Raw genomic sequence first — 19945 nt, 5'->3', positions numbered from 1 at the left:
GTACCTTAGTTTCTAAAAGGCATAGTAGACAAAAGTGTTGTAAAAAGTGAGCTAGAGCCTTATGGCACAAGGCTTTAAGCCCGCTTTTTGAAATATGCACAAAAAACTGTCCTTTTTGCTTTAAGAGCAATATCTAAAAGCATGGAAAGAAAAATAATATTCAGAGATACCTTTGTTCGCCCTGCAATAAAACCTTTTCTTCCACAAAGAAATTAAATCCAATAAATATTTGAATTGATTACACAATAGGAAAACAAACCTATAAACAATTAGCTGAAAAATGTCAATTTTCAATCAGAACTATTCAATGTTATATTAAAAAATCCCCTAAAGCTGAATTTATTCTTTTACAACAAACCTATCTAAAAAGTCGTTTATCACCGTGTCATCAAAACAGAAAAAGACCTCTATTATAAACTCGCATTGAACATACTTCGTGAAAAAGGCTAAGCATTACCCAAATCAATGGATGTCTGTAAAAGAGATAATGTTTAAGGCATTTGAAATTGAAGGGAGAATTGCACATAAATCTCAACATCATTCGATTGCGACTGGCTTTTCACATGCATTAAGACGGTTGCAAGGGAAAGGAATTGTTGAGTGGCAGAAATTGCAAGAAAAACCGTTAGTTAAGGTAATTCAGTGGCGCTTAAAAGAGATTGTTGCGTAGAGCATAGCCACTATTTTTCGGTTTTTAATCGCCATAAAGCCTCTTTATGTGCTTTATCTGATTGTCGTTCTACAATACCTTTCTTGAGTAGCCTATCCATTGCAGCATGAACATTCTTGACATAAGTCCGATTTACTGGGGTATTCGGTTGATTATTTGCAATTAGGATTTCTTTTGTAATGTCGCCAATAACGATTTAGCTCTGTTTTTAGAGTTAAGAGCATCAAAAATTTTACTGCGGTTAAGATTGCATTTTGGGTTTTGTGCAATTGCTACATAATACTGCAATTTTTTGCAAGATCTGACCGCTTGTAATGAAAAATGAAATAATTTCTTCGATTTGGCAGAATCAAAAACGGAGTTCAGTATAAAAAATGAGCAAGAAATTTATCCCCCAAATCTCCGACCCACGTTTTGCAGAGTTGGTCGGCAACACTTTTGAAATCGAAGAACTTTTTGATAAAGCCATCTGGGCAGAAAGCCCAGCTTGGAGCAAGGCTCAACAGGCACTCTATTTCAGCGATGTGAAAGGCTGCACGATGTACCGCTGGACAGCCGAAACCGGCACGCAAATTTTCCGCCAGCCGTCGCACTTTTCCAACGGCAATGCCTTTGATGCCAACGACAACCTGATTACCTGCGAGCACGGTAACCGGCTTAACTCGCCGAATGATGTGGTGGTCAAATCGGACGGCACAATCTGGTTTACCGATCCGCCGTACGGCATTTTGTCCGACAACGAAGGCAAACCATTTCGTCCTACAAGCGGTTATTTTTTCGAAATTTTTTACAAAAACGGACGAACTTCGTCCTCATAATTATGGGAAATAAAATGAACTATACTCTTGGCATTGACTGCGGTGGCACTTTTATTAAAGCCGCACTTTTTGATAATCAAGGCAATATTAAGGCGTTACATTGAGAAAATGTATCGGTAATCAGCGAAACCGCAGGCTATGCTGAGCGTGATATGCAACAACTCTGGCAGGTGTGTGCCGAGGTAGTACGTCAAACCATTGCAAAAAGCGGGGTAAATCCGAACGCTATCAAAGGGGTCGGCATTTCGGCACAGGGTAAAGGCGCATTTTTACTTGATCAGCAAAACCAACCGCTTGGCAGAGCGATTTTATCTTCCGATCAACGTTCGCTTTCAATTGTGAAACAGTGGCAGGCGGACGGTATTCCGGAACAACTTTATCCGATTACCCGCCAGACGTTATGGACCGGACACCCTGTTTCGATTTTGCGTTGGGTACAAGACAACGAGCCGGAACGCTATGCGCAAATCGGCTCGGTGCTGATATCGCACGACTATTTACGATTCTGTCTAACCGGCGAATTATTTGCCGAAGAAACCAATATTTCCGAAAGCAATCTCTACAATATGGCAACCGGCGAATACGACCAGACGCTTGCCGATTTACTCGGTTTGCAAAATATTTTAGAAAAGCTACCGCCTGTGATTAAGCCGAATCAAATTGCCGGCTATGTTACCGAAGCGGCAGCCGAACTAACCGGCTTAGCGGCGGGAACGCCGGTGGTCGGTGGTTTATTTGATGTGGTTTCAACTGCACGTTGTGCTGACTTAGATGACGAAAGCAAACTGAGTGCGGTATTAGGCACGTGGTCGGTTGTCAGCGGTATCACTGATAATATCGACTTGACTCAAACCTTACCGTTTGTCTATGGTCGTTATACGGATGAAGGCAAATTTATCATTCATGAAGCCAGCCCGACTTCCGCCGGAAATTTGGAATGGTTTGTGAAACAATGGAAATTGGATTATGCGGAAATTAATCAACAAGTAGCGAGTTTACCGCCGGCAGCCAGTTCCGTGTTATTTGTGCCGTTTTTATACGGCTCGAATGCCGGCTTAGTTATGCAAGCGGGCTTCTACGGCTTGCAAGCGCATCATAGCCAAGCGCATTTATTACAGGCGATTTATGAAGGCGTGCTGTTTAGCCTTATGCACCACCTCAACCGTATGAAGCAACGTTTCCCGAATGCAAACGTATTACGTGTGACCGGCGGACCGACCAAATCTCCGATTTGGCTACAAATGCTTGCCGATTTAACCGGTATGCAATTGGAAATTCCGCAAGTGGAAGAAACCGGCTGTTTAGGCGCGGCATTAATGGCAATGCAAGGTACCGGCGCAGAGATTTCACAAGTACAAGTATTGAAAATAGAAATGTTAAAAGTACAACCGAATCCGGCAAATTTTGCCGCTTACCAACAAAAATATCAGCGTTATCAACAACTCACCGAAGCGTTAAAAGCGATGCTTTAAGCGTAAAAAAAGCGGTCGGAATCTGCAAATTTTTTACAAATTTCGACCGCTTGTCATTTCAAATTGTTCGTTATAACTGCTCAACAAAACTTGGCAGCCATTCTTCTGCGGTGCCGTCGTGGTCAAAATTGTTTGCCACATCAATGCGAACCGATTCACATACCAGCTTCGCACCTTTGGCGGTCAAGCTGTTTTCAACGATATCCACCGAATGGCAGAATGTGTCGTAATCGGTACTGCCTAAACCGACCACACCGAATTTCATACCGCTGAGATCTAAATCGCTTGCCGTCAGTTCGTCAAATAACGGTTTGATGTTATCCGGCAATTCGCCTGCGCCATGGGTTGAAGTCACCACAATTAAATGCGCTTGCTGCTGAATATCCGCCAAGGTTGCTTGGTTGAATAATTCCACTTCAAAATCTTGCGCTTTTAAACAGCTTTCGAGGTGATCGGCAACGTATTCCGCACCGCCTAATGTACTACCTGTAATAATGCAAATTGATTTAGTCATAATGTTCTCGAGTAAGAATGAAAATTAAGCCATTGTAACCAATATTGAATGGAGAGCAAGCGGTCATTTTCTTGAAATTTTTTGCAAAATTTTGGCGAAAATCGACCGCTTGTTTCATGATTATTTACCGATACAGAATGAACTGAAGATATTGCCTAGCAGATCATCCGAGGTAAATTGACCGGTAATTTCGCTTAACGCATTTTGTACCATACGCAATTCTTCTGCGAGTAATTCGCCGGCGAAAAATTGGGTTAATTGGATATGACCGCGTTCTAAATGCTCTGCGGCGGTTTCCAACGCCTGTAAGTGACGGCGGCGAGCTAAGAAGCCGCCCTCGGTCGAGCTTTGATAACCCATTGATTTTTTAAGGTGCTCACGCAGTAAGTCCACGCCCACTTTGGTTTGTGCCGATAAACGAATCAAAGTAAAACCGTCCAACTCTTGTAAGCCTTCAGCCTCGCCGGATAAATCCACTTTGTTACGAATCACGGTAACCGGAATGTTTTGCGGTAATTTGGCTAAAAAGTCCGCCCATTCGGTCTTAAATGCTTCCGCCGTTTGTTCGGTGCTGTCGATCATCAATAATACGTGATCCGCCTGTTCGATCTCGTCCCACGCACGTTGGATCCCGATTTTCTCCACCTCATCGCTCGCTTCACGTAAACCGGCGGTATCAATAATATGCAGCGGCATACCGTCAATGTGAATATGCTCACGCAATACGTCACGGGTAGTACCGGCGATATTTGTTACAATCGCCGCTTCTCTGCCCGCTAAAGCGTTTAACAGGCTCGATTTACCGGCATTCGGGCGACCGGCAATCACCACTTTCATCCCTTCACGCAAAATCGCACCTTGTTTCGCTTCTTTGCGTACGCCGTTCAGTTGGCGAATAATATCGTTTAAATGCCCTTCGATTTTGCCGTCCGCTAAAAAGTCGATTTCTTCATCGGGGAAATCAATCGCCGCTTCCACATAAGTACGTAGATAAATAACCGAATCAACTAACTGATTAATTTTATTGGAAAATTCACCTTGTAGCGATTTTAATGCCGAACGTGCTGCCTGTTCGCTGGTCGCATCAATTAAATCGGCAATCGCTTCCGCTTGTGCAAGGTCGAGTTTATCGTTTAAAAACGCTTGCTCGGAAAACTCACCGGCACGGGCAATACGCACGCCTTTAACCGCTAAAATACGTTTCAGTAAAATATCTAAGATCACTTGACCGCCATGCCCTTGCAGCTCTAACACGTCTTCGCCGGTAAACGAATTCGGCGCTTTAAAGAACAATGCAATGCCTTGGTCTAACACCGTGCCGTCTTGATCTTTAAACGGCAAATAGTTGGCAAGGCGGGGTTTTAGCTCTTTGCCCAGCACTTCTTTTGCCACCTCTTGAGCCAATGGCCCCGAGATGCGTAAAATGCCCACACCCCCACGACCAATCGGGGTTGCCTGGGCGACAATCGTATCTTTCATTTGGTATCCTTTTCTATTAAAGAAGCGGTCGTTTTTGCAAAAAAATTTGCAAATCGGACCGCTTGTCGTTGCTTTATCATACCATAAAAACAAAAAAGCACCGTTGGCGAACAGTGCTTTTTTAGTTAAAACGCTCGTTTATTTTTTACGAGAGTGTAAGCCTTTTTTCTCAAGGTTACGGTAAATCAACCATTGTTGTGCAATCGTGATTAAGTTTGAAGTTAACCAGTAAAGCACTAAGCCTGATGGGAACCAGAGGAAGAATACCGTGAATAAAACCGGCATAAAAGTCATCACTTTTTGTTGTACCGGATCTGCCACTGGTGTCGGCGACATTTTTTGTAACAAGAACATCGAACCACCCATTAATAATGGAAGAATGTAGTACGGGTCTTGTGCCGATAAGTCTTGAATCCAACCGAAGAACGGTGCGTGACGAAGTTCTACCGCTTCCATAAACGTCCAATATAATGCGATGAAAATTGGCATTTGGATAAGAATCGGTAAACAGCCGCCCATCGGGTTTACTTTCTCATCTTTATAGAGCTTCATCATTTCTTGGCTCATACGTTGACGATCATCACCGAAACGCTCACGCATTTCTTGGATTTTCGGCTGTAACATACGCATTTTCGCCATAGAAGTGTATTGCGCTTTGGTTAACGGATAAAGAATCGTTTTAACCACAAGCGTTACACCGATAATCGCTAAGCCCCAGTTAGTCACGATGCTTTGAATGAAAGTGAGTAACGCAAATAACGGTTTTGCGATAAACCACGCCCAACCGTAATCTACGGTTAAATCAAGGTTTGCCGCAGTCGCTTCCATCTCTTTTTGGTCTTTCGGACCGGTCCATAATTGGCTGGTAATCGTCGCTTCGCTGTTTGGCGCCACTTCTGTTACCGGACCACGGTAGCCAATAGTCGCAATACCGTTGTTCGTACGAGAGTAAAGTGAGTTTTGTGCATCTTGATTCGGTACCCAAGCAGAAACGAAGTAGTGTTGTAATACTGCAACCCAACCGGCTTTCGTATCAATGTTTAAATTCGCTTTTGCCATTTCATCAAAACTATATTTTTTATAGTTGGTTTCCGATGAAGAATACGCACCGCCGGTATAAGTTGGCATAGTTAAACTGCCAGAACTTTCTACTAAAGTATGTTTTAACTGACCGTAAGGCTGAACTTCGATTGCTTGCGCAGATTGGTTTTTCACATTGAAGTTCACTGCAACATCATAGCTACCACGTTTTAACACGAAAGTTTTGGTGTAAAGCACACCGTCTTTTTCAAATGTCATTGGTACACTGATTTCATTTTGACCTTCAGCTAATACAAATGCGTCTTGCGCAACTTGGTATTGCGGACGACCTGTATTGGTATCAATACCGTTTTTACCCACTAAACCACTCTGAGCAACATAAGTTGTTGCACCGGTTTGTAATAATTTAAATGGTGTTTCAGAATTTAATTCCGCATTATGCGCTAATAAATCCGAAGCAATCACATCGCCACCTAAAGTGTCGATGGTTAAACGTAATACATCACTTTGGATAGTGATGGTTTTACCTTGGGTTGCATTCTCCGCAATAACGGTATTTGCGTTAGATGCAGCAGGCACATCGCCTGATTGTGATGCAACTTGAGCTTGTTGTTGTGCTTGTTTTTGCGCCTGAATTTCAGGGTTAAAATCTTGTTGCCACTGAGTGAACACAAGGAAAGACACCAATAACAGCCCCAGTACCAGTAAACTACGATTTGAATTCATGTTGAGTTTCTCTTGGGTTAAGGACAGATAAAAAGAAAGGCATTTTATAATAGGTTGGCACTAGATCCAACCGCCTTTTGCGAATAGCGGTCGGATTTAGCAAGAATTTTGCAAAAAGTTGATCAAAGTCGACCGCTTATGATGAGTGAGCAAACTGTTCCCATACCCAATCGCTAAACGCACGTAATCTTGCGCTTTGTTTGCGTTCGTGCGTCAGCAAATAAGCCGGCAAACTCGGGCGTGGATAATCAGCTAAAATTTCTACCAGTTCTCCAGTATCCAGCCAAGTTTGTACCAAAGCACGCAACGGTTGCCCGATACCTAAACCGGCTTTTAACATCGCGACAATCCCGTTCGCCCCATTTGCCGAATAGTGAAATTGATTTATTTCCATTTGTGGAAAACATAACGGCCGCGTGCCGTTTATATCGGAAAAATACCCGATTAAGCGATGATTTTCCAATTCACTCGGTGTTTGCGGTATGCCGTATTCGGTTAGATAGGCCGGCGAAGCGCAAGTGACAAAGTCAAAATTAGCAAATTTTCGTCCAATTAATGTTTGATCATGAACTTCACCAATCCGAATCACACAATCCACCCCGTCTTGAGCAATATTCACCGCCCGATCGCTAATGCCTAATGTCAGCTTAATTTGCGGATAACGCTGATAAAAATCAGGTAATTTGGGAATAAAAAGTTGCTCGGCAAACAGCATCGGCATATCCACCCGTAAGTGTCCTTTTACAACACGATGTTTATCGTGCATCTGTTGTTCCAATTCATCAAATTCCGCCAATAATCTGACCGCTTGCAAATAATACGCCTGCCCTTCGGCGGTCGGCATCACGGTTCTGGTGGAGCGATGTAGCAATTTCACTGCATAATGCTGTTCTAAATCGCTGATCCATTTACTTAATGTAGAACGAGGAATCCCAAGTTGTTCGGCGGATTTATGGAAAGAAAGGCTTTCAACCACTCGTACAAAAGCCTGCATTGCTTGAATATGATTCATTTGATTATTCCATTTTATGGATAGTATTGCCATATTTTACCTATTGATAAGGTAATTTGTACAAATATAATGCTCTCTTTTTTTATCAACTGAGAACATTATGCAAATCATTTTAATTTTAGCGACCATTCTTGCCGGTGCCGGGTTGTCGGTGGAAGCCGGTTTACTTGGGCCGTTAGGGCAACAAGTCGGCAAACTTTGGGCAACTTTGAGTATTTTCGGTGTCGGAGCCTGTTTAACCTTTTTACTGATGCTATTTTTCTCACCACGCAATACGCCATCTTATTTTTCACTACCCGGTTGGCAACTGACCGGCGGTATCCTAGGACCAGTTTATGTGGTGATCTTAACTCTCGCGACACCAGTCATCGGTGTGGCAATGACGATGATTGGTGTCTTGGTCGGACAAATTTTTCAAAGTTTATTAAATGACCATTTTGCGCTGTTCGGATCACAACATCATAAGATCAATAAACACCGTTTAATTGCGCTCGGTTTTATCGTATTGGCGTTGGGCTTTATTATTTGGGGAGAGATGTAATGATTTTCATCATGTTATGTTTAGCCTTACTCGGTGGTGTTGCATTAGCCATTCAAGCGAGCGTAAACGGCAAATTAGGCGCACAGGTAGGTGTATTTAAAAGTGCGTTTTTGACTTTCTCGGTCGGGGCATTAGTCACCGGTTTATTGGTATTTTTCTTCGAGCCAAAGCACGAATTAACCCTATTTGACGTGCCAAAATGGCAGCTCATGGGCGCATTGCTTGGCGTACCTTATATCGTGATTATGGTACTTGCAGTGGGAAAAATCGGCACGGCGGTAGCAACAGTCGCCGTGATTTTCGGGCAATTAGCAATGAGCTTACTGATTGATACCTTCGGTTGGTTTCATAATGAAGCGATTGCGTTTTCAATCCCTCGCTTATTAGCGGTAATTTGTTTAGGTATTGCACTCTATTTTATCTACCAAAGCAACCGCCAAACGGCTGAATAAATGCCTAAATGAACAAGCAGTCAAATTTTCCGGATTTTTTGCAAAATTTTCGGAGAATTTGACCGCTTGTCGTTGATAAGAAACTAACGTTTATCTAAGGTTTTAGTCGAAAGACGAGCCACCGCACATAGATTACCTTGTTCGTCTTTAATCTCGATATTCCACACCTGCACTTCACGTCCTAATTTAAGCGGATTCGCACGGGCAATTGCCTTTGTACCTGCTGGTACTGATTTTAAATGGCTGATATTCAGTTCCATTCCGACCGCAATTTGATGCGCTTCACACACCATTAACGCACCGGCATTGGCGGTGGTTTCCGCTAAAGCAGCCGACACGCCGCCATGCAATACACCGAACGGCTGTTGAGTACGCTCGTCCACCATAAGTTGTGCTTCAATCCAATCTTCACCGATTGCGGTAAATTCGATACCTAAATGCGCTACCGCCGATTTTTGGCTAAGTGCGTTTAATTGTTCACAAGTTGCAGTTTGCTTCCAAATAGTCATTATGTTTCCTTTATGAAAAATCTTTCCAAGTGCTCTTTATAGAAGAAAAAGTTTGTTAAATATCACTCTCTCCCCTTGCGGGAGAGAGACAGCGAAAAATTACGTTAGGTAATTTTTTGCAGAGAGAGGGGAAAATACGCCTAGTTTTTCCACGATTCCTCCTCTCCCTGATTTTTCTTCTGAACGAAGAAAAATCTATCCCTCTCCCACAAGGGGTGAGGGATATACGGAGGATTTAAAATCTACACCACCTCAAGCAACGCCTGAATCGGGTGTTTAACCGAATAATGCTCAAAACGTTTTACTTGCGAACGGCAGGAATAGCCGGTAGCGAGGCAACGCTCAAGCGGTTTATTTTTCAATTTAATTTGCCATGATTGCTGATAAATCGCTGTCGACATTTCAAGGTGTTTGGTTTCGTGTCCGAACGTGCCCGCCATACCGCAACAACCGACATTTTCATTTACCAACTGTTCACCGAAATGGGCAAAAATCGCTTGCCACTCTTTCGGTGCATTTGGCAATTCGGTCGCTTCGGTACAGTGTGCGAATAAATGCCAGCTCAAGCGGTCAGAATTCGGTGATTTTTTGCAATGCTCCAACTCACCGGCTTGAATCACATCTCGTAGCCATTCGTGAGCCAGTTGCACTTTGAAATCGCCACGCGCGGCTTTTAAGATATCACGATATTCGTCACGGTAAACTAAGGTCAGAGCAGGATCAACTGCCACCATCGGTAAGCCGAGTTGGGCGACACGATTGAGAAATTCCGCCTGATTGCGTGCAGTTTTAGCAAACTTGTTTAAAAAACCCTTAATATGTTGCGCCTTACCGCTCGGTTTAAACGGTAGCACCACTGGGCGGAAACCAAGTTTTTGCAGCAATCGAACAAAATCCGCCACTACTTTCGCATCATAGAACGAAGTGAACGGGTCTTGCACTACCAGCACGGTTTTGCAAAATTCCGCTGATTTTTGACCGCTTGCTTGTGTTTCCAAAGCCTCTAAGGTCACCCCCTGATAACCAATCTCGACCAACTGTTGCTGCAAGTTCGGCACGGAAAGCGCAGGTAAATAAGTCATGCCGATCGTTTTGTTCGCCACAGTTTCCGCTAATTTTGAACGACTGAAAAAGTTAAAAAACTTCGGGGCTTTCGCCATCATCGGCGCAACAAATTCAAGATTGGAAACCAGATAATCTTTTGCCGGACGCAAATAACGGCTATGGTACAGCTCATTAAATTGCGATCTAAACGTCGGCACGTCAATTTTGATCGGACATTGGCTGGCACAGGCTTTACATGCAAGGCAAGTATCCATTGCCGCTTTCACTTCGTGCGAAAAATCGTATTCTTTCTGTTTATTCAGCGTGTTGCGAATTTTTGCAACAAAATCGGTTAATTTGACCGCTTGTTTACGCGGTTTGAAGATCAAATCGTCCGGTGATACGTTTTGTTCGGCAAGCAATCTGAGCCATTCTCGAATCAAAGTCGCACGCCCTTTCGGCGAATAAAGGCGGTTACCCGATACTTTCATTGACGGACACATCGTACTATGTACATCAAAGTTAAAGCATAGCCCGTTGCCGTTACAGTTCATTGCGCCTTTAAATTCTTCACGCACTTGAATTGGAATTTGGCGATCAAAATCGGCACGCATTGATGAGTCGATCGGGTAAAGCGCCGCATTGCTGTTAAGCGGTGTACAAATTTTGCCCGGATTCAAGCGGTTTTGCGGGTCAAACAACTGTTTGATATAACGTAATTCTCGCCATAATGTTTCGCCAAAGAATTTCTCGCCATACACCGAACGCATACCTTTGCCGTGTTCTCCCCAAATCAAACCGCCATATTTTGCGGTAAGTTCAACCACTTGATCGGAAATCACTTTAAATTTTTGCACTTGTGTACGGTCGGTTAAATCTAATGCTGGGCGCACGTGTAGCACACCGGCATCCACATGACCGAACATACCGTATTCCAAACCGTGATCATCTAATAATTGGCGGAACTCAGCGATGTAATCGGCAAGATGCTCCGGCGGCACACAGGTGTCTTCCACAAACGCAATCGGCTTCGCCCAACCTTTGGCATTTCCCAATAGACCGACCGCTTTTTTACGCATTGCATAAATTTTTTCGATGGAGGCAATATCGTTGCAAATTTGATAGCCAATAATACCGCTGGTTGAATCTGCCAGTTTTTTATCTAACGCTTTAATGAGGTCTGCGACTTGTTGTTCTATTAGTGTCTGATCGCTGCCAGCATATTCCACAATATTAATACCGAGAATCGGGTTATTCGGATCTTCGGTTAATAAATCGGACACCGAATGCCAAATAATGTCCTGTTTAGCCAAGTTCAGCACTTTAGAATCGACTGTTTCAACCGACAGCGCATTGGCTTTCAGCATAAACGGCGCAGAACGCAATGCCGCATCAAATGAATTATATTTAATGTTTATTAAGGTGCGGAATTTCGGCAGCGGCAGTAAATTGAGCTTCGCCTCACAAATAAAAGCAAGTGACCCTTCCGAGCCGGTTAAAATGCGAGTCAGATTGAATTCGCTCTCGTCTGCGTTGAATACATTTTTTAAATCGTAACCGGTTAAAAAGCGATTGAGTTGCGGCAACTCGGCAAGAACGGTCGGACGTAACTCACGACAACGGCTAAAAATTTCACGGTGGAGCTGTTTACCGGTAGCAGTTAAGCCCAAGCGGCCGATTTCTGCAAAAAAATCGCAAGATTTAACCGCTTGTGTTTCCAACACTTCGCCGTTCATCAATACCGATTTAATCGCTAAAACATGATCGGAGGTTTTGCCGTATTGCAGTGAGCCTTGCCCGGAAGCATCGGTGTTAATCATACCGCCTAAGGTCGCGCGGTTACTGGTGGAGAGCTCCGGTGAGAAAAACAAACCATGCGGTTTTAGAAATTGGTTAAGCTGATCTTTAACCACACCGGCTTGCACTCGCACCCAACGTTCTTCTACATTTAATTCGAGGATTTGATTTAGATGGCGAGAGAGATCGACAATAATATTGTTATTCAACGATTGCCCGTTCGTACCCGTGCCACCGCCCCGAGGGGTAAATGTCAGATATTGGAAGTGAGGGCGTTGTGCCAGCTTAGTGAGAATAACCACATCCGAAACCGATTTAGGAAATAAAATCGCCTGCGGTAACTGTTGGTAAACGCTGTTATCGGTGGCTAAAGAAAGGCGATCCGCATAATGAGAAGCGATATCGCCACTAAAATGTTGCTGTTTGAGTTCTGCTAAAAACTGTATAACTGTTTTATTCAGTTCTGGCGTTGTCGACAATTGTGGAAGCATATTAATTATAGGTATAAATTCGAGGTAAAACGATATTAACAAGATTTGTGAATATTGAAAATGAAAGTGAAGAAAACAACTTGAATGATTGAAATTATTACACATAGCTTATTAAATCAACAGTTCTATACACTTTCTTACACTTTTAGGAGGGGTGGGTTATTGATTTTGTGAATTTGAACTCCGATAATAAATATATTCTTGCTCATTTGATTAGAGAACAAGAATATGTTGTATAGGGATATTGCAACTTTTTTTAGCAAAATCACAAATTTTTGTTGTACTTTTGCTCAGTATCCTAGAAAATTAACTATCTTTCTTCTCTAATGAGGCGGAAGCATATAAGTTAAGCTTTAGTACCAAGTGGTATTGAAGTTATTTATTTTTTTAATCGATGACAATCTAGAGGATCATCAAAATGAAAAAAACAGTAATTGCATTAGCAGTATCTGGCTTAGCATTAGCTTCAGTAGCTCAAGCAGCTCCACAGCAAAACACTGCATACGCAGGTGCTAAAGTAGGTTGGGCGTCATTCCACGAAGGCGTTCGTCAATTTAATGACAAATATTCAAACGATGCTCGTTATAACTCAGATACAACAGCTTACGGTATCAACCGTAACTCAGTAACTTACGGTGTATTCGGTGGTTACCAAATCTTAAACCAAAATAACTTTGGTTTAGCAGCTGAATTAGGTTACGATTACTACGGTCGTGTTCGTGGTAACGTTGGTGATTTCCGTGAATTCAAACATTCTGCTCACGGTTTAAACTTTGCGTTAAAACCAAGCTACGAAGTATTACCTAACTTAGACGTTTACGGTAAAGTAGGTGTTGCAGTTGTTCGTAACGACTACAAATTCTACGGTGCAGAAAACACTAACGAACCAACAGAGAAATTCCACAAATTAAAAGCATCTACAATCTTAGGTGCAGGTGTTGAATACGCAATTCTTCCTGAATTAGCAGCACGTATCGAATACCAATACTTAAACAAAGCGGGTAACTTCAATAAAGCATTAGTTCGTTCAGGCACACAAGATGTGGACTTCCAATATGCTCCTGATATCCACTCTGTAACAGCAGGTTTATCATACCGTTTCGGTCAAGGCGCTGTAGCACCAGTTGTTGAGCCAGAAGTTGTAACTAAAAACTTCGCATTCAGCTCAGACGTTTTATTTGATTTCGGTAAATCAAGCTTAAAACCAGCAGCAGCAACAGCTTTAGATGCAGCTAACACTGAAATCGCTAACTTAGGTTTAGCGACTCCAGCTATCCAAGTTAACGGTTATACAGACCGTATCGGTAAAGAAGCTTCAAACTTAAAACTTTCACAACGCCGTGCAGAAACTGTAGCTAACTACTTAGTTTCTAAAGGTCAAAACCCTGCTAACGTAACTGCTGTAGGTTACGGTGAAGCAAACCCTGTAACTGGCGCTACATGTGACGCTGTTAAAGGTCGTAAAGCATTAATCGCTTGCTTAGCACCTGACCGTCGTGTTGAAGTTCAAGTTCAAGGTTCTAAAAACGTAACTATGTAATTTAGCGCGTTCTTTGTAACTAAAGAATAAAAAAACGCCCGCAATAATGTGGGCGTTTTTTATTATCTAATCGTATCAACAAATCACAAATATTTATCACAAACCTTTGCTTATCTACAGGATATAGCGGTTTTATTGTATTTTTAGCTCATAATTTGATAAAATAGAATAGTAATAGCAGTTTTCTTTCTTACATAGCGCGCAAGAAAGTATCCAAAACTGGTATTCATTGTCCCCATGACGGGGGTATTTAATGGATGACGATAAAATTTAGAGGACATCAATATGAAAAAATCATTAGTTGCTTTAGCAGTATTATCAGCTGCAGCAGTAGCTCAAGCAGCACCACAAGCAAATACTTTCTATGCAGGTGCAAAAGCAGGCTGGGCATCATTCCACGATGGCATCGAACAATTAGATGCAGCTAAAGGTGGTAAATATGGTATCAACAGAAACTCTGTAACTTACGGTGTATTCGGTGGTTATCAAATCTTAAACCAAGATAAATTAGGTTTAGCCGCAGAAGTTGGCTATGACTATTTTGGTCGTGTACGCGGTACAGAAAAACCTAACGGCAAAGCGGACAAGAAAACTTTCCGTCACGCAGCTCACGGTGCAACAATCGCATTAAAACCAAGCTACGAAGTATTGCCTAATTTAGATATTTACGGTAAAGCGGGTATCGCATTAGTAAATAATACATATAAAACATTTAACGCAGCACAAGAGAAAGTAAAAACTCGTCGTTTCCAAAGCTCTTTAATTTTAGGTGCTGGTGTTGAATATGCAATTCTTCCGGAATTAGCAGCTCGCGTAGAATACCAATGGTTAAATAACGCTGGTAAAGCAAGCTACTCAACATTAAACCGTATGGGTGCAACTGATTATCGCCCAGATATCAGCTCTGTATCGGCAGGCTTATCATATCGTTTCGGTCAAGGTGCAGCGCCTGTTGCAGCTCCAGCAATCGAAACTAAAAACTTTGCATTCAGCTCTGATGTATTATTCGCATTCGGCAAATCAAACTTAAAACCAGCTGCAGCTCAAGCTTTAGATGCAATGCAAGCTGAAATCAATAACGCTGGTCTAGCAAATGCTGCGATCCAAGTTAATGGCTATACAGACCGTATCGGTAAAGAAGCTTCAAACTTAAAACTTTCACAACGCCGTGCAGAAACTGTAGCTAACTACATCGTTTCTAAAGGCGCTCCAGCAGCTAACGTAACAGCGGTAGGTTACGGTGAAGCAAATCCAGTAACTGGCGCAACATGTGATGCAGTTAAAGGTCGTAAAGCGTTAATCGCTTGTTTAGCACCAGACCGTCGTGTTGAAGTTCAAGTTCAAGGTTCTAAAGAAGTAACTATGTAATAGTTATTTTAGACTAAATAGCAAAAGCCACCTTCAGAGAAGGTGGCTTTTTTATTTATAGCTAGACAACGTCTAGCTATAAAAACCATACGCTATGCGTATGGAATCAAAGAGCTTAAGCGGCGAGCAGAATAAAAAATCCTCCTATAATGAATCAGGCTGGCAACCAAAATTCAACATATAGGAGGAGAAGTCATGGCAAGTAAATCCAATGACGATTCAAGTCTATCACACACAAAGTGGAACTGTAAGTATCATATTGTTTTTATCCCGAAATACAGGAGAAAGACAATTTATGGAAAGTTACGTATAGATATAGGCGGCATATTAAGGCAATTATGTAACTACAAAAATGTAGAAATCCTCGAAGCTCACGCGATGAAAGATCATATTCATATGCTAGTAAAAATACCGCCCAAATTAGCCGTATCAAGTTTTATGGGCTATCTGAAAGGAAAATCTTCACTGATGATATTTGAAAGGCATGCGAATTTGAAATATAAGTATGGGAACAGAAACTTTTGGGCGAAAGGATACTATGTCAGTACGGTAGGTTTAAATACAAAAGTTGTTGAAGAATATATCAGGAATCAAGAGAAGGAGGATATGGTTTCGGATAGTTTATCGAAGAAAGAATATATAGACCCCTTTAAGGGGTAAGCTATAGTGTCATTGTGCTGTTGTCAGTCTTTCACATGCCCCTTGAGGGGCTTGTGAAGTCCTAGGCCCTTATAGGGGAGCCTAAAAACCGCCCGTTTTACGGGCGGATTGTTATTAGTAGATAACAAGTTTACTATAGAGATTGAAGAATATAACCAAGTAATACATAAAATCCAATAAAGGCAACCATTAATAGACCTCTAGCTAATACTTTCTGTGACTGATGCAACTTATATAAAATTAATGTAATTGCAAATAAAACAAGCGGATAGATCCAAAATGCTGTGGAAAACCAATTAATCTGTGCTGGACTTAACGCTAAACTGGAAAATCTTGGTGAAACCAATAATGCAAGTGGCCATAATGCACAAGGCAAGCAAAAGAATGCCAATGCCCAATTAAATTTAGATGATGATTTTTGCATATTATCCTCTTGGGTGAAATCGTTGATGTAGTGATTTTAAACGTGCTTTAGCAATATGAGTATAAATTTGAGTAGTAGAAAGATCACTATGCCCCAGAAGCATTTGTACCACTCTTAAATCAGCACCATGATTGACTAAATGCGTTGCAAAAGCATGGCGCAATACGTGTGGAGACAATTTCTCACTATCAATACCAGCTAAAACAGCATAATGTTTGATTCTATGCCAGAATGTCTGACGAGTCATTTGTAATCCTCTACGGCTTGGAAATACAACATCTGATTGTATATTATTCAATAATATTGCACGCCCATATTGAAAAAATTCTTGAATCCAATAACTTGCTTCTTCGCCGATTGGAACTAATCTTTCTTTATCACCCTTACCTACAATACGCACAACACCTTGCCGTAAATTCAAGTTATCTGTCGTAAGAGAAACGAGCTCGGTAACACGTAATCCTGTTGCATAAAGTAATTCTAACATTGCTTTATCCCGTAATTCGATAGGATCTAATGGATTAGGACAATCCAATAAATCCATTACTTGCTCTTCACTTAAAGATTTAGGTAAATTCGTCGGCTTACGTGGAGAAGTTAAAGTTAGGGTAGGATCATCTTGTCGATAATTCTCTATATATAAAAAGCGAAAAAACTTACGTAGACAACTTAACATTCGAGCTGAACTTGTTGCCTTATAGCCCTGCTCTAGTCTTTCACCAAGAAAAGACTGTAAATCAAAATGATCTAAAGTAAGAAATGCTTTGGGCGTAGGTAACCATTCAGAAAAACGTTCTAAATCTAAACGATATGAAGCTGAGGTATTTTCAGATAACCCATGTTCTTGCCATAAGGTATCTAGAAATTGTTCAATAATAGGATCTAAACTCTTCATAAAGCTACTTTTGTTTCGGAATATTTTATTATTTTAACAGAAAATATAACTTCAAAAAAAAGTATAAATATGCAAAAAGCCGATTAGTATAAACTAATCGGCTTCTTAAATATGGCAGGGGCGGAGAGGCTCGAACTCCCAACACCCGGTTTTGGAGACCGGTGCTCTACCAATTGAACTACGCCCCTATTGATATCATATATAGATAAAGCGAGTAACTAACTCGCTTTTAGATAAGTGGCGGAACGGACGGGACTCGAACCCGCGACCCCCTGCGTGACAGGCAGGTATTCTAACCAGCTGAACTACCGCTCCGCAAATTTAGTAGATTAACAGTGCCCTACTCTCACATGGGGAAGCCCCACACTACCATCGGCGTTACCGCGTTTTACTTCTGAGTTCGGAATGGAGTCAGGTAGAGCCACGGCACTATGGCTGTTAATCAAATTCTGTACTTATTAACTTAACTCACTTAGTTAAAATAAGCTAAGGTAATAAAACCCGACGATGCTCTACTCTCACATGGGGAAGCCCCACACTACCATCGACGTAACGGCTTTTCACTTCTGAGTTCGGAATGGATTCAGGTGGGACAACCGCACTATTGTCGTCGGGAAATTCGGTTTAAATTCGAAACAAGCTGCTACTGAGTGTAGTGCTCAAAAACACTTGAGCGTTGTATAGTTAAGCCTCTCGGGCAATTAGTATCTGTTAGCTCAATGGCTCACACCACTTACACACCAGACCTATCTACGTCGTAGTCTCCAACAACCCTTACCGACTTATAGTCGGGGAGAACTCATCTTGAGGCAAGTTTCGTGCTTAGATGCTTTCAGCACTTATCTCTTCCGCATGTAGCTACCCAGCAATGCCTCTGGCGAGACAACTGGAACACCAGTGATGCGTCCACTCCGGTCCTCTCGTACTAGGAGCAGCCCCTCTCAATTCTCCAACGCCCACGGCAGATAGGGACCGAACTGTCTCACGACGTTCTAAACCCAGCTCGCGTACCACTTTAAATGGCGAACAGCCATACCCTTGGGACCTACTTCAGCCCCAGGATGTGATGAGCCGACATCGAGGTGCCAAACACCGCCGTCGATATGAACTCTTGGGCGGTATCAGCCTGTTATCCCCGGAGTACCTTTTATCCGTTGAGCGATGGCCCTTCCATTCAGAACCACCGGATCACTATGACCTGCTTTCGCACCTGCTTGACTTGTCTGTCTCGCAGTTAAGCTTGCTTATACCATTGCACTAACCTCACGATGTCCGACCGTGATTAGCAAACCTTCGTGCTCCTCCGTTACTCTTTGGGAGGAGACCGCCCCAGTCAAACTACCCACCAGACACTGTCCGAGACCGCGTTCCGCAATCTTCGTTAGAACATCAAACGTTAAAGGGTGGTATTTCAAGGACGCCTCCAACAACACTGGCGTGTCATCTTCAAAGGCTCCCACCTATCCTACACATCAAAATTCAATGTTCAGTGTCAAGCTATAGTAAAGGTTCACGGGGTCTTTCCGTCTAGCCGCGGGTACACCGCATCTTCACGGCGATTTCAATTTCACTGAGTCTCGGGTGGAGACAGCCTGGCCATCATTATGCCATTCGTGCAGGTCGGAACTTACCCGACAAGGAATTTCGCTACCTTAGGACCGTTATAGTTACGGCCGCCGTTTACTGGGGCTTCGATCAGGAGCTTCTCTTTCGATAACACCATCAATTAACCTTCCAGCACCGGGCAGGCATCACACCCTATACGTCCACTTTCGTGTTTGCAGAGTGCTGTGTTTTTAATAAACAGTTGCAGCCAGCTGGTATCTTCGACCGGTTCAACCTTCGAGAGTAAATCTCTACAATCTACGCCGGCGCACCTTCTCCCGAAGTTACGGTGCTATTTTGCCTAGTTCCTTCACCCGAGTTCTCTCAAGCGCCTGAGTATTCTCTACCTGACCACCTGTGTCGGTTTATAGTACGGTTTAGTATAACCTGAAGCTTAGTGGCTTTTCCTGGAAGCGTGGTATCGGTTACTTCATCTCCGTAGAGACTCGTCATCACTTCTCGGTGTTAACGGAATTCCGGATTTGCCTAAAATTCCCACCTACCGGCTTAAACAGACATCCAACAGTCTGATAACCTAACCTTCTCCGTCCCCACATCGCAGTTATACCAAGTACGGGAATATTAACCCGTTTCCCATCGACTACGCTTTTCAGCCTCGCCTTAGGGGCCGACTCACCCTGCCCCGATTAACGTTGGACAGGAACCCTTGGTCTTCCGGCGAACGAGTTTTTCACTCGTTTTGTCGTTACTTATGTCAGCATTCGCACTTCTGATACGTCCACCAAACTTCTCAATTCAGCTTCATCCGCTTACAGAACGCTCCCCTACCCAACAGTCTTTCGACTGATGCCGCAGCTTCGGTGACTAGTTTTAGCCCCGTTACATCTTCCGCGCAGGCCGACTCGACTAGTGAGCTATTACGCTTT

15 protein-coding genes, 2 tRNA genes, 3 rRNA genes and 2 pseudogenes (1 of these 22 only partly in view) are annotated in these 19945 nt (G+C 42.7%); 9 read left to right on the top strand and 13 right to left on the bottom strand.

The features are described 5' to 3' along the window. Positions 1 to 158 precede the first annotated feature (158 nt). The 4 genes and pseudogenes from ASU1_RS12130 (at position 159) to ASU1_RS10270 (ending at position 2960) form a co-directional block, all read left to right on the top strand. Positions 159 to 233: a hypothetical protein gene (locus tag ASU1_RS12130; protein ID WP_414973569.1), complete on the top strand. Its 75-nt coding sequence runs from the start codon at positions 159 to 161 to the stop codon at positions 231 to 233. Positions 234 to 487: 254 nt separating this feature from the next. Beyond that, positions 488 to 670 carry a hypothetical protein gene (locus ASU1_RS10280; protein ID WP_005598897.1) on the top strand — a complete coding sequence of 61 codons (183 nt, stop codon included), beginning with the start codon at positions 488 to 490 and terminating at the stop codon, positions 668 to 670. Positions 671 to 1044: 374 nt separating this feature from the next. Next, positions 1045 to 1419 (top strand): annotated as a pseudogene (locus ASU1_RS10275) (SMP-30/gluconolactonase/LRE family protein); the annotation flags it as partial. 83 nt (positions 1420 to 1502) lie between these two features. Continuing rightward, positions 1503 to 2960: pseudogene (locus tag ASU1_RS10270) on the top strand (FGGY-family carbohydrate kinase). 70 nt (positions 2961 to 3030) lie between these two features. Here the strand turns inward: ASU1_RS10270 and mioC are convergent. From mioC to ASU1_RS10250, 4 genes are all read right to left on the bottom strand, one after another. Further along, complete coding sequence (gene mioC / locus ASU1_RS10265) at positions 3031 to 3474, bottom strand: FMN-binding protein MioC (RefSeq protein WP_015674293.1); 444 nt, start codon at positions 3472 to 3474, stop codon at positions 3031 to 3033. Between the two features lie 120 nt (positions 3475 to 3594). Continuing rightward, positions 3595 to 4953, bottom strand: a complete 1359-nt coding sequence (mnmE, locus tag ASU1_RS10260; RefSeq protein WP_039195550.1) for a tRNA uridine-5-carboxymethylaminomethyl(34) synthesis GTPase MnmE — start codon at positions 4951 to 4953, stop codon at positions 3595 to 3597. Positions 4954 to 5091: 138 nt separating this feature from the next. Beyond that, positions 5092 to 6720, bottom strand: coding sequence for a membrane protein insertase YidC (gene yidC, locus ASU1_RS10255; protein WP_015674291.1), 1629 nt, complete (start codon positions 6718 to 6720; stop codon positions 5092 to 5094). Between the two features lie 136 nt (positions 6721 to 6856). Beyond that, positions 6857 to 7732, bottom strand: a complete 876-nt coding sequence (locus tag ASU1_RS10250) for a LysR substrate-binding domain-containing protein (protein WP_015674290.1) — start codon at positions 7730 to 7732, stop codon at positions 6857 to 6859. Between the two features lie 100 nt (positions 7733 to 7832). On the opposite strand from ASU1_RS10250, the gene ASU1_RS10245 reads away from it, so the two are divergent. Then, positions 7833 to 8273, top strand: a complete 441-nt coding sequence (locus ASU1_RS10245; protein ID WP_015674289.1) for a DMT family transporter — start codon at positions 7833 to 7835, stop codon at positions 8271 to 8273. Then, positions 8273 to 8725, top strand: a complete 453-nt coding sequence (locus ASU1_RS10240; RefSeq protein WP_015674288.1) for a DMT family transporter — start codon at positions 8273 to 8275, stop codon at positions 8723 to 8725. Before ASU1_RS10245 ends, ASU1_RS10240 begins: the two co-directional genes overlap by 1 nt. An 83-nt stretch (positions 8726 to 8808) precedes the next feature. Here ASU1_RS10240 and ASU1_RS10235 read toward each other — a convergent pair whose 3' ends face one another. Together ASU1_RS10235 and ydiJ are read right to left on the bottom strand one after the other, a co-directional pair. After that, the gene (locus ASU1_RS10235; RefSeq protein WP_015674287.1) at positions 8809 to 9234 is read right to left on the bottom strand and encodes a hotdog fold thioesterase; all 426 of its coding nucleotides are present in this window, start codon (positions 9232 to 9234) and stop codon (positions 8809 to 8811) included. A 242-nt stretch (positions 9235 to 9476) separates the two neighbouring features. Then, positions 9477 to 12566, bottom strand: coding sequence for a D-2-hydroxyglutarate dehydrogenase YdiJ (gene ydiJ, locus ASU1_RS10230; protein WP_015674286.1), 3090 nt, complete (start codon positions 12564 to 12566; stop codon positions 9477 to 9479). 418 nt (positions 12567 to 12984) lie between these two features. Between ydiJ and ompA (ASU1_RS10225) the strand changes: the two genes are divergently transcribed. From ompA (ASU1_RS10225) to tnpA, 3 genes are all read left to right on the top strand, one after another. After that, positions 12985 to 14106 carry a porin OmpA gene (gene ompA / locus ASU1_RS10225; protein ID WP_015674285.1) on the top strand — a complete coding sequence of 374 codons (1122 nt, stop codon included), beginning with the start codon at positions 12985 to 12987 and terminating at the stop codon, positions 14104 to 14106. 285 nt (positions 14107 to 14391) lie between these two features. Next, on the top strand, positions 14392 to 15474 hold the full coding sequence (ompA, locus tag ASU1_RS10220; protein WP_015674284.1) for a porin OmpA: 1083 nt from the start codon (positions 14392 to 14394) through the stop codon (positions 15472 to 15474). Between the two features lie 195 nt (positions 15475 to 15669). Continuing rightward, entirely contained in the window at positions 15670 to 16134 is a 465-nt protein-coding gene (gene tnpA, locus ASU1_RS10215; RefSeq protein ID WP_014990946.1) for an IS200/IS605 family transposase, read from the top strand. A 133-nt stretch (positions 16135 to 16267) separates the two neighbouring features. On the opposite strand, the gene ASU1_RS10210 is transcribed toward tnpA, so the two are convergent. From ASU1_RS10210 to ASU1_RS10180, 7 genes are all read right to left on the bottom strand, one after another. Then, entirely contained in the window at positions 16268 to 16558 is a 291-nt protein-coding gene (locus ASU1_RS10210) for a DUF5389 family protein (RefSeq protein ID WP_015674283.1), read from the bottom strand. A 1-nt stretch (position 16559) separates the two neighbouring features. Continuing rightward, positions 16560 to 17453 carry a site-specific tyrosine recombinase XerD gene (gene xerD, locus ASU1_RS10205; RefSeq protein WP_015674282.1) on the bottom strand — a complete coding sequence of 298 codons (894 nt, stop codon included), beginning with the start codon at positions 17451 to 17453 and terminating at the stop codon, positions 16560 to 16562. 112 nt (positions 17454 to 17565) lie between these two features. Further along, positions 17566 to 17641: transfer RNA gene (locus tag ASU1_RS10200), tRNA-Trp, on the bottom strand. A 50-nt stretch (positions 17642 to 17691) separates the two neighbouring features. Then, a tRNA-Asp gene (locus ASU1_RS10195) sits at positions 17692 to 17768 on the bottom strand. Between the two features lie 12 nt (positions 17769 to 17780). Beyond that, positions 17781 to 17896: ribosomal RNA gene (gene rrf / locus ASU1_RS10190) — 5S ribosomal RNA — on the bottom strand. A gap of 56 nt (positions 17897 to 17952) precedes the next feature. Next, positions 17953 to 18068: ribosomal RNA gene (gene rrf, locus ASU1_RS10185) — 5S ribosomal RNA — on the bottom strand. A 65-nt stretch (positions 18069 to 18133) separates the two neighbouring features. Beyond that, positions 18134 to 19945 (bottom strand): 23S ribosomal RNA (locus ASU1_RS10180); it runs 1088 nt beyond the window's last position.

The organism is Actinobacillus suis ATCC 33415, from assembly GCF_000739435.1.
GTDB lineage: Bacteria > Pseudomonadota > Gammaproteobacteria > Enterobacterales > Pasteurellaceae > Actinobacillus > Actinobacillus suis.
The sequence above is the reverse complement of the archived record's forward strand: the minus strand, read 5'-3'. Positions and strand labels throughout refer to the sequence as shown.

Coding starts and splice junctions, on each gene's coding strand:
- ASU1_RS10250 (WP_015674290.1), bottom strand. CDS start 7,732: ATGAATCATATTCAAGCAATGCAGGCTTTTGTACGAGTGGTTGAAAGC.
- ASU1_RS10210 (WP_015674283.1), bottom strand. CDS start 16,558: ATGCAAAAATCATCATCTAAATTTAATTGGGCATTGGCATTCTTTTGC.
- tnpA (WP_014990946.1), top strand. CDS start 15,670: ATGGCAAGTAAATCCAATGACGATTCAAGTCTATCACACACAAAGTGG.
- xerD (WP_015674282.1), bottom strand. CDS start 17,453: ATGAAGAGTTTAGATCCTATTATTGAACAATTTCTAGATACCTTATGG.
- ompA (WP_015674285.1), top strand. CDS start 12,985: ATGAAAAAAACAGTAATTGCATTAGCAGTATCTGGCTTAGCATTAGCT.
- ASU1_RS10280 (WP_005598897.1), top strand. CDS start 488: ATGTTTAAGGCATTTGAAATTGAAGGGAGAATTGCACATAAATCTCAA.
- ASU1_RS10235 (WP_015674287.1), bottom strand. CDS start 9,234: ATGACTATTTGGAAGCAAACTGCAACTTGTGAACAATTAAACGCACTT.
- ASU1_RS10245 (WP_015674289.1), top strand. CDS start 7,833: ATGCAAATCATTTTAATTTTAGCGACCATTCTTGCCGGTGCCGGGTTG.
- ydiJ (WP_015674286.1), bottom strand. CDS start 12,566: ATGCTTCCACAATTGTCGACAACGCCAGAACTGAATAAAACAGTTATA.
- ASU1_RS10240 (WP_015674288.1), top strand. CDS start 8,273: ATGATTTTCATCATGTTATGTTTAGCCTTACTCGGTGGTGTTGCATTA.
- mnmE (WP_039195550.1), bottom strand. CDS start 4,953: ATGAAAGATACGATTGTCGCCCAGGCAACCCCGATTGGTCGTGGGGGT.
- yidC (WP_015674291.1), bottom strand. CDS start 6,720: ATGAATTCAAATCGTAGTTTACTGGTACTGGGGCTGTTATTGGTGTCT.
- mioC (WP_015674293.1), bottom strand. CDS start 3,474: ATGACTAAATCAATTTGCATTATTACAGGTAGTACATTAGGCGGTGCG.
- ompA (WP_015674284.1), top strand. CDS start 14,392: ATGAAAAAATCATTAGTTGCTTTAGCAGTATTATCAGCTGCAGCAGTA.